The organism is Deferribacterota bacterium, assembly GCA_034189185.1.
Classification (GTDB): Bacteria; Chrysiogenota; Deferribacteres; order Deferribacterales; family UBA228; genus UBA228.
Map to the genome: position 1 here is coordinate 1 of JAXHVM010000205.1, position 2,909 is coordinate 2,909.

3 protein-coding genes are annotated in these 2,909 nt (G+C 27.6%); all 3 read right to left on the reverse strand.

Annotated elements, in window-relative coordinates; translation table 11 throughout:
* Positions 1 to 87: 87 nt before the first annotated feature.
* The 3 genes from SVN78_09910 to SVN78_09920 are packed head-to-tail and all read right to left on the reverse strand — an operon-like array spanning position 88 to position 2,808.
* Entirely contained in the window at positions 88 to 648 is a 561-nt protein-coding gene (locus tag SVN78_09910) for a hypothetical protein (protein ID MDY6821920.1), read from the reverse strand.
* Positions 645 to 1,622, reverse strand: coding sequence for a diacylglycerol kinase family protein (locus SVN78_09915; GenBank protein MDY6821921.1), 978 nt, complete (start codon positions 1,620 to 1,622; stop codon positions 645 to 647). Before SVN78_09915 ends, SVN78_09910 begins: the two co-directional genes overlap by 4 nt.
* A complete protein-coding gene (locus SVN78_09920) occupies positions 1,615 to 2,808 on the reverse strand; it encodes a CDP-alcohol phosphatidyltransferase family protein (protein MDY6821922.1) in 1,194 nt (397 codons plus the stop codon). Before SVN78_09920 ends, SVN78_09915 begins: the two co-directional genes overlap by 8 nt.
* Positions 2,809 to 2,909 lie beyond the last annotated feature (101 nt).

Sequence of the window (2,909 nt, forward strand, 5' to 3'; positions counted from 1 at the left end):
AGTGAGGTAAGGCCAGAAAATGGGAATAATACTAATAATATTTACAGTAACAATAAATATTATCTTGATGCTATTGCAGAAAAAATTTTAGATATTATGCCTTACCTCACTTTTATAGGTGAATTTAAAGGATCTAAGCCAAAGTTCTTGAAGATTAAATGTTGTCTTAATAAGGGGCAATGTATTAAATAGCGTGGTGATAGATGCAATAGATATACAATCTATTATTTTTTCTTTTGTTATTTCGTCTTTTGCATAAATAAGCTGCATTGGTTGTACAAGTCTTGCCCAGAGATAGGGCTGAAACGCATTAATTGATGACATCTTTTTAAATTGCTTGAGGGTAAAAACACCATATTTTGCTCTAAGTTTTTGATTATTAATCGGGATTTCAATATAATATACATTTGGTGGCAGTAAATGGCCAATAAATTTTTCTAATAGTGGTATTTTGCCATAATTTGATACTATAACATAGAAATCTGCTACATTATCTTTAAAGTTACCTGTCCTTAAGCATGACCCATAAAACAGGATAGCTAAAACGTCACAATTTATATGTTCTAATATTGCATCTTTTATAATCTCTGCTTCTGGTGGGGTGTCTTTAATGATATTTTGTTCAATAATATTATATAAAATATTCAATTTAACACCACAAAACTTATTAATGGACCTCTTTCAAAATATAATTTATCTTTTGTTTTATCAATCTTAAAGAGCTCTCCATCAATTGCTATTCCATCAGCGCCTGACAATTCTATATTTTTATTATGTATCACCATAAACCCATCTTTTTCATTAAAGTATTTACTTTTTTTGCCTGTAAAGAAGCTGTACATATTTCTAATAATATGTTTTGCCTTATTTTTAACAATCAACAAAAATATATGTTTGTTGTTAGTATTTTCTTGAGTTATTATTGTTTTTTTTGTAAAAATTTTTTTTAGTGTAGTTATACAGAGTAAAAAGGGTGTAAAACTGTAGATTTTGCTATTGATTTTTATGATTACCTCGTCACTATTTTTGTCAAATTTATTTTTTATGAAAATGCAATAAAAATTATATATGGTTACTATAATTATCCCAATTGGACCTGCTAATTTATACTTTCTTAATTTTTCGTTAAATAATACTGATGATTTATAAAATTGAGCTAGTCCAATAAAAAAGCCATATTCATCTATTAAGGTTTCTTCGTTTTTTATATGGACTAAAGCCCTTTTTTCAATATTTATTTGGGTTTCACCTTGATTAAATCTTTCAATAAATTTTTTTAATACATTTTTTTTACTCTTTATTGCTCCCACGTCTAATGCAATTAGATTTGTGGAGCCTACTGGCAAAATTGCAATTAGAGGGATTTCATCTATTTTTATATTTTTACACAATAATGTTAAAATATTTTGAACAGTGCCATCTCCGCCATTTATAACAAGCATATCAGCTTTTTTAACATGGTCTAATAGGTCGTATTTATTTGGAATATCTTGCAAAACAATATGTTCTATACTTTGGCTTATTTTTTTATTAAAATCTTGTATAATATTTTCATAATATGCTTTTGAATAGTTTTTGTTCCCTGCTTTAAGATTTGTTACAATGCAAATATTTTTAATCATATATAAAAAGTTTATATATTCTTTTCTTATTAATCATTTCTGTATCAATATTGTCTAGCCAGCTTGTAAGTTTACCTTCTCTCTTTTTTTCTTTGATTGCTAAAATAAAACGAATTAGTAGTATAATTGCAGAAATTAATGTCCAAAGGGAGACTAGATAAAGACCTATAGTATATGCGCTGAATACTGCTGATATGGTTAGTATTATAAGATTAGGATTTCTTCTAGCAATAAATAGACGAAGGATGGAATCAAAAGGTCTCCAACAGTAAATATGAAAGGATGTCTTTAAAAAGAGTTTAAACCCACCTTCTAGGATACGTCCAATAATATAGAATATTATAATTATCCAAAGAGCAAACCATACTGCTTCCATTGGTGTGTTTAGAGCGTCTAAACTCAATCCCCAACATAGATACCAGTAAATTGGGTGTACTAAATCTATTGCGTGGTCATATCTGTAGCCAAACCGCGAATATGATATAGTTGCCCTTGCAAGCTTACCGTCAACTGTATCGAGAAAAGTCATAAACCAACCTAAAACCAGCCCTAAAGTATATAAGTTAAAATAGAAAAGAAGTCCTGCTATTAAAGCCAAAATCAGGCTAAGTGTGGTTACCTCGTTTGGTGTTATTCCTCTACTAACACAAAATTTTACAGCTAATTTAGCAGGTTTTGGCCAAACGACCCTTGTTATTATATCTGTAACACCTTTATAGGTGCCATAATATATCTTATTCTCTATATATTTTCTTGGTGTATTTTTTACATTTAATAGATAGGGCCTATCAACTTTTCTTAAAGATGTGCGAAAAGTATTTGTTATAATATCTTTTAAATCAATTATCTTAATATTATCTGGTAGATGTTTTATATCATTTTCTTTAATTGAATAATAGTAATTTTTCGCATTAATGCCCACTCCATGTATTGCTACAATATGCTCATTTCTACTTTCTTTAGTTTTTATACATATATTTTTATTATTTATTATATAATCTATTATCCTTTCATCAAAAATATAATCCCCATTGAATAAAACTATCTCATCATCATCTTTTAAACTATCTAATTTTTTTATTAATTGTATATCCTTCTTTTTTTCTAACACTTTTGCTATTCTTTCATAGGGTGTTAAGCCCCATATATTTATATCTAGACCATTTATTATATAAGCTTTTAACATAGTATACGCCTCTTTTGCCTCTATATTCAAATATTTGAAATAACACTTTTACCACAAAAGCTATAATAAATCAATTATTTAATATTATACTCTTAATTATT

Coding starts and splice junctions, on each gene's coding strand:
- SVN78_09915 (MDY6821921.1), bottom strand. CDS start 1,622: ATGATTAAAAATATTTGCATTGTAACAAATCTTAAAGCAGGGAACAAA.
- SVN78_09920 (MDY6821922.1), bottom strand. CDS start 2,808: ATGTTAAAAGCTTATATAATAAATGGTCTAGATATAAATATATGGGGC.